The organism is Pseudomonas sp. HMWF021 (assembly GCF_003061005.1).
Classification (GTDB): Bacteria; Pseudomonadota; Gammaproteobacteria; order Pseudomonadales; family Pseudomonadaceae; genus Aquipseudomonas.
Genome location: NZ_QAIK01000150.1, coordinates 1 through 6,805 on the forward strand (window position 1 = coordinate 1; position 6,805 = coordinate 6,805).

A 6,805-nucleotide genomic window follows, 5' to 3' on the forward strand; every position below is an offset into this window, starting at 1 on the left:
GCCCCACATGTACGGGAACGCGTGAGCGTTGTCCGGATCACTGGCGGCGGCGTTTTTCAACAGCACCGGGTTGAGATTCTTCCAGTTCGACAACCTGGATTTGTCGAGCGGCTGATAGACCCCGGCCTTGATCTGCTTGGCCAGGAAACTGTTGGACGGCACGACGATGTCGTAGCCGGATTTGCCCGCCAGCAAACGCGCCTCGAGGGTCTCGTTGCTGTCGAACACGTCGTAGGTCACGCGGATGCCGGTCTCGTCTTCGAACTTCTTGACGGTGTCCGGCGCGATGTAATCGGACCAGTTGTAAACACGCAGCACCTTGTCGTTGGCCTGGACGCCCGTGGCGATTGCGCCCATTAAGGACAGTGTCAGCAGAGTCCTGCCAAACATTTTCATCGGTGAAACTCCATTCTTTTTATTCAAAAACACACATCTGAAACTTGATCGACGAGCGCCTTTCTGTAGGAGCTGTCGAGTGAAACGAGGCTGCGATCTTTTGATCTTCAACAACAAGGTCAAAAGATCGCAGCGTGCCGCAGCTCCTACAGGTCAAGCAGTGGCTGCGGTGCGCTGAGGCTGCCACGCCTCATTCGCGGTCTGATCCATCGCTTCCTGAATCGCTTTCTTGCGGCTGGCTTCTGCCTTGCGACCGAAGTACCAGACGAGGAAGGTCACCAGCGACACCGCCAGCAGAATCAGGCTCGCAACAGCGTTGATCTCAGGCTTCACGCCCAGACGCACCGCCGAGAACACTTCCATCGGCAGCGTGGTCGAACCCGGGCCGGAGACGAAGCTCGCCAACACCAGGTCGTCCAGCGACAGGGCGAACGACATCATGCCGCCCGCTGCCAGCGATGGCGCGATCATCGGAATGGTGATCAGGAAAAACACCTTGAACGGCTTGGCCCCCAGATCCATCGCGGCTTCTTCGATCGACAGATCAAGCTCCCGCAGGCGGGCGGAGACTACCACCGCCACATAGGCTGCACAAAACGTGGTGTGGGCGATCCAGATCGTGACGATGCCACGCTCCTGCGGCCAGCCGATCAATTGCGCCATCGCCACGAACAGCAGCAACAGCGACAGACCGGTAATCACCTCAGGCATCACCAGCGGCGCCGTCACCAGACCGCCGAACAGCGTGCGACCTTTGAAGCGCGTCACGCGGGTCAGGACGAAGGCGGCGAGGGTGCCCAGCGCCACCGCAGCAATCGCGGTGTAGCAGGCGATTTCCAGCGAGCGCACCACAGAGCCCATCAGCTGCGTGTTGTCGAGCAGGCCGACGTACCACTTCACCGACCAGCCGCCCCACACCGTCACCAGTTTCGAGGCGTTGAACGAGTAGATCACCAGAATCAGCATCGGCAGATAAATGAACATCAGGCCGAAGATCAACATGAACTTGGAAAAACCGAAGCGTTTCATCCCCGTGCCTCCATCTCTTTGGCCTGGCTGCGGTTGAACAGCAGAATCGGCACAATCAGGATCAACAGCATCACCACCGCCAGCGCAGACGCCACCGGCCAGTCGCGGTTATTGAAGAACTCTTGCCACAGCACGCGACCGATCATCAGCGTCTCCGGGCCACCCAGCAGTTCCGGGATCACGAACTCGCCAACCACCGGAATGAACACCAGCATGCAGCCGGCGATAATGCCGTTCTTGGCCAGCGGCACAGTGATTTTCCAGAAGTTGTTGAAGTTGCTCGACCCCAGATCGGACGCCGCTTCCAGCAGGCTGCCATCGTGCTTGACCAGGTTGGCGTACAGCGGCAGCACCATGAATGGCAGGTAGGCATACACGACGCCGATATACACCGCAGTGTTGGTGTTGAGGATCTCGATCGGGTGATCGGTCAGCCCGGTCCACATCAGAAACGCATTGAGCAGACCGTTGTTGCTGAGGATGCCCATCCACGCGTAAACGCGGATCAGGATCGCGGTCCAGGTCGGCATCATGATCAACAGCAGCAGGACGTTTTGCGCTTCCTTGCTCGCTTTGGTGATCGCGTAGGCCATCGGGAAACCGATCACCAGGCACATCATCGTGCTCAGCGCCGCGACCTTCAGCGAACCGAGGTAGGCCGACAGGTACAGCTCGTCTTCGCCGAGCATGGTGTAGTTGCCGATGTTGAGCATCAGCTGGAATTTCTGTTCGGCGTAGGTGTAGATCTCCGAGTAAGGCGGGATCGACAGCGCGGCTTCCGAGAAGCTGATCTTCATCACCAGGAAGAACGGCAGCATGAAGAACAGGAACAGCCAGATGAACGGGATGCCGATGACAAACTTTCGCCCGCTGGGCACCAGGCGCAGGAATTGCTGATTGAAGGTTCTCATGAGCGCAGTACCACGCCGCTGTCGTCTTCCCACCACACGTAGACCTTGTCGTCCCAGGTCGGCCGTGCGCCACGGCGTTCGGCGTTGGCCATGAACGACTGGACGATCTTGCCGCCGGGCAGCTCGACGTAGAACACCGAGTGGCCGCCGAGGTAGGCGATGTCATGCACCTTGCCTTCGGACCAGTTGTAGCGGACTTCGGGTTTGAGGGTGCTGACGAGCATTTTTTCCGGGCGGATCGCGTAGGTGATCGACTTGTCCTGCACCGACGTGCTGACGCCGTGACCGACGTAGATCTTCTGCTGCAGGTCCGGGCTGTGGATGATCGCGTGACCTTCAAGGTCTTCCACCACGGTGCCGTCGAAGGCGTTCACGTTGCCGATGAACTCGCAGACCATGCGGCTGACCGGCGCTTCATAGATGTCCACCGGGCTGCCGATCTGGGCGATCCAGCCCAGGTGCATGATCGCGATGCGCTCGGCCATGGTCATGGCTTCTTCCTGGTCGTGGGTCACCATCACGCAGGTCACGCCAACGCGCTCGATGATCTCCACCAGTTCCAGCTGCATCTGCGAGCGCAGTTTTTTATCCAGTGCGCCCATCGGCTCGTCGAGCAGTAACAGCTTCGGACGTTTCGCCAGGGAGCGGGCGAGGGCGACGCGCTGGCGCTGACCGCCGGACAACTGATGGGGTTTGCGTTTGGCGTATTGGGTCATGTGCACCAGGCGCAGCATTTCTTCGACGCGGGCGTCGATTTCGCTGGCCGGCAAACGGTCCTGCTTGAGGCCGAAGGCGATGTTCTGCGCCACGGTCATGTGCGGGAACAGCGCGTAGGACTGGAACATCATGTTGATCGGCCGCTCGTAGGGCGGCATGTCGGTGATGTCCACACCGTCGAGCAGGATCCGCCCTTCAGTCGGGCGCTCGAAACCGGCGAGCATGCGCAGCAGGGTCGATTTGCCCGAACCGGAGCCACCGAGCAGGGCAAAGATTTCGCCCTGATGGATCTCCAGGGACACATCGTCCACAGCCGTGGTTTCGTCGAACTTCTTGGTGACACGATCGACTTTCACCAGAACCTTTTTCGGTTGCTGGTGGCCTTCAAGTGCCTTCCGGTAAGTGCTGGAGGCGTTTGCCATGTGAAACTCCCAACAGGTTTCGTTCGCTCGGCCAACGTGGCCGGGCTTAAGTGGATTGCAAGCCTGTAAGCGCATTGCCTGTCGGATCACATTCCCCTGTGGGAGCGGGCTTGCTCGCGAAGGCGCCGTGTCAGTCGACATCGTTGTTGCCTGACACACCGCATTCGCGAGCAAGCCCGCTCCCACAGGGTTTTGCGTTGTCCTGACGGGCACTGCTCCTACGATCCGGCTTGGTCGGCGCCGCCGTCCTGGCTGCCTGGGTCGTACTTGTTGTTATTACGGTTTGTTGTTTTCACGGATGACGGATGCGCACGCGCGCCGCCGCCGACCCCGTGGGGGCAGTAAACAGTTTTGAAATCCTGGGTGGTGTCAGCGCTGGTTGCGTCGCGCCGCCCGTTGTCGGCAGGCCGCGCCGAACGCCTGGAAAATCTTCAGGTAGTTCGGGTTGTCCAGCACTTGCCATTCCGGGTGCCATTGCACGCCAAGGGCAAAGGTCGGGCTGTGCTCGACCGAGATCGCCTCGATCAGGCCATCCGGCGCCACGGCTTCGGCACGCAGGCCGGGCGCGAGGCGGTCGATGCCCTGACTGTGAATCGAGTTGACCTGGAACTCGCCCGGCAACGCCAGCGCTTCGAACACGCCACCGGCCAGCACCGTGACGGCATGCGCCGGTGCGTATTGCACGGCTACGTCGGGGCTGTCGGCTTCGCGGTGATCGAGCATGCCCGGCAACTCATGCACCTTCTGGTGCAGGCTGCCGCCGAAGGCCACGTTCATTTCCTGGAAGCCACGGCAAATGCCGAGCACCGGAACGCCCGCCGCAATGGCTGCACGCAATAAAGGAAGGGTGGTGGCGTCCCGCGCCGGATCGTGATCCGTACCGGGTTCGCTGGCCGGGCCTTGATAGTGGAAGGGTTCCACGTTCGAGGGGGAGCCGGTCAGCAACAGACCGTCGAGCTGACCGAGCAGGTCTTCGAGTTCAGTCAGTTTGCCAAGGGAAGGAATGACCACCGGCAACCCCAGCGCCGCAACGCTGACAGCGCGAACGTACTTGTCGCCGCTGATGTGATAGGGGTGCAGGCCAATCTGTTTGACGCACGCAGTAACGCCGATCAATGGCTTGAATGCCATTTTTATTCACCTCGAAGTTTGACACTTGAACGAGCTTTTCCGGAGCTTAGCCTCGTTGATTTTAATTAACAACTGCCATGTAAAAAATTCTAAACGCCGTTCATCAAATCTTCATGATTCCAGGCCTTGTGGCGCCTGCGTTGGCACGAGAGTGTTAAAAAAAGCCCGAAAAATAAACGCTGAGCGGCCAGGTGTTCGCTATTGACTTCACTTTGCCTTTCGGATTGACTGGCTCGGCGAAACAGCGGTGAACATAATAATTAACAGCTAAATAGGTGCATCATGTCGGTCCCTCTGCGTGCCGTTCAACTCAACGAAGCAAACGCATTCCTTAAGAAACATCCTGAGGTTTTGTACGTCGACCTTCTGATTGCAGACATGAACGGTGTGGTGCGCGGCAAGCGCATCGAGCGCACCAGTCTTCACAAGGTTTACGAGAAAGGCATCAATCTGCCGGCCTCGCTCTTCGCTCTCGATATCAATGGCTCCACGGTGGAAAGCACCGGCCTGGGCCTGGACATCGGCGACGCCGACCGCATCTGCTACCCGATCCCGGGCACCCTGAGCATCGAGCCGTGGCAGAAGCGTCCTACCGCACAACTGTTGATGACCATGCACGAGCTGGAAGGCGAGCCGTTCTTCGCCGACCCGCGTGAAGTGCTGGCCAACGTCGTGCGCAAATTCGACGAACTGGGCCTGACCATCTGCGCCGCGTTCGAACTCGAGTTCTACCTGATCGACCAGGACAACGTGAACGGTCGTCCGCAGTCGCCACGTTCGCCGGTGTCCGGCAAGCGTCCGGTGTCGACTCAGGTGTACCTGATCGACGACCTCGACGAATACGTCGACTGCCTGCAAGACATCCTCGAAGGTGCGAAAGAGCAGGGCATCCCGGCTGACGCCATCGTCAAGGAAAGCGCTCCGGCGCAGTTCGAAGTCAACCTGCATCACGTCTCCGATCCGATCAAGGCCTGCGACTACGCGGTGCTGCTCAAGCGTCTGGTGAAGAACATCGCCTACGACCACGAGATGGATACCACCTTCATGGCCAAGCCGTATCCGGGTCAGGCGGGCAACGGTCTGCACGTGCACATTTCGATCCTGGACAAAGAAGGCAACAACATCTTCGCCAGCGAGGATCCCGAGCAGAACGCCGCGCTGCGACACGCGATCGGCGGTGTGCTGGAGACCCTGCCTGCGCAAATGGCTTTTCTCTGCCCGAACGTCAACTCGTACCGTCGCTTTGGCGCGCAGTTCTACGTGCCGAACTCGCCGAGCTGGGGCATCGACAACCGCACCGTTGCAGTCCGTGTGCCGACCGGTTCGGCCGACGCCGTGCGCATCGAGCACCGCGTTGCCGGTGCCGACGCCAACCCGTATCTGCTGATGGCTTCGGTGCTGGCCGGTATTCACCACGGCCTGACCAACCAGATCGAACCGGGCGCGCCCGTTGAAGGCAACAGCTACGAGCAGAACGAACAGAGCCTGCCGAACAACCTGCGCGATGCATTGCGCGAGCTGGACGACAGCGAAGTCATGGCCCGCTACATCGACCCGATGTACATCGACGTGTTCGTCGCGTGCAAGGAAAGCGAGCTGGCCGAGTTCGAGAACTCGATCTCCGACCTTGAGTACAACTGGTATCTGCATACGGTCTGACGTAATGGGTGGTAACTGACTCACCACCCTTCCCTGTAGGAGCTGCCGAAGGCTGCGATCTTTTGATCTTGATCTTGCAAAAACAAAGTCAAAAGATCGCAGCCTTCGGCAGCTCCTACAGGGGATCGGATTACCAAATTCTGATTGGCTGAGTCCTCCCGCCAGTCATCAATCCCCCTTGTCGAGCCACAACCATGACCACCACCCGCAACGACTGGGAACAACGCTTCCAGTCCCTGAGCATCGAATCCCGCGCGTTCATCAACGGCGAATATCGCCCGGCGATCAGTGGCGATACCTTCGAGTGCCTGAGCCCCGTCGATGGCCGTTTCCTCGCCTCCGTGGCCAGCACCGATGAAGCCGACGCCAACCTCGCCGTCGAGGTCGCACGCCAGTCTTTTGAATCCGGCGTGTGGGCCAACAAAGCCCCGGCCGAGCGCAAACGCATCCTGATCCGCTTCGCCGATCTGATCCTGCAATACCAGGAAGAACTGGCGCTGCTGGAAACCCTCGACATGGGCAAACCGATCAGCGACTCGA

The 6,805-nt window shown here is 59.6% G+C and carries 6 protein-coding genes and 1 pseudogene; 2 read left to right on the forward strand and 5 right to left on the reverse strand.

The features are described 5' to 3' along the window. The 5 genes from DBR18_RS21410 to DBR18_RS21435 form a co-directional block, all read right to left on the reverse strand. The coding region (locus tag DBR18_RS21410; RefSeq protein WP_146188778.1) for an extracellular solute-binding protein at window positions 1–396 on the reverse strand (396 nt) is incomplete at its 3' end. A 153-nt stretch (window positions 397–549) separates the two neighbouring features. After that, window positions 550–1,425, reverse strand: a complete 876-nt coding sequence (locus DBR18_RS21415) for an ABC transporter permease subunit (protein ID WP_108591815.1) — start codon at window positions 1,423–1,425, stop codon at window positions 550–552. Then, a complete protein-coding gene (locus DBR18_RS21420) occupies window positions 1,422–2,303 on the reverse strand; it encodes an ABC transporter permease subunit (RefSeq protein WP_371260449.1) in 882 nt (293 codons plus the stop codon). The genes DBR18_RS21415 and DBR18_RS21420 overlap by 4 nt, the downstream gene beginning before the upstream one ends. Window positions 2,304–2,332: 29 nt before the next feature. After that, the gene (potA, locus tag DBR18_RS21425; protein WP_108591816.1) at window positions 2,333–3,475 is read right to left on the reverse strand and encodes a polyamine ABC transporter ATP-binding protein; all 1,143 of its coding nucleotides are present in this window, start codon (window positions 3,473–3,475) and stop codon (window positions 2,333–2,335) included. A 369-nt stretch (window positions 3,476–3,844) separates the two neighbouring features. Next, window positions 3,845–4,606 carry a gamma-glutamyl-gamma-aminobutyrate hydrolase family protein gene (locus tag DBR18_RS21435; RefSeq protein WP_108591817.1) on the reverse strand — a complete coding sequence of 254 codons (762 nt, stop codon included), beginning with the start codon at window positions 4,604–4,606 and terminating at the stop codon, window positions 3,845–3,847. A gap of 282 nt (window positions 4,607–4,888) precedes the next feature. Here DBR18_RS21435 and DBR18_RS21440 point away from each other — a divergent pair, with 282 nt between their 5' ends. Then, the gene (locus DBR18_RS21440; RefSeq protein WP_047293499.1) at window positions 4,889–6,265 is read left to right on the forward strand and encodes a glutamine synthetase family protein; all 1,377 of its coding nucleotides are present in this window, start codon (window positions 4,889–4,891) and stop codon (window positions 6,263–6,265) included. A gap of 341 nt (window positions 6,266–6,606) precedes the next feature. Continuing rightward, window positions 6,607–6,805, forward strand: a pseudogene (locus DBR18_RS29665) (aldehyde dehydrogenase family protein); the annotation flags it as partial.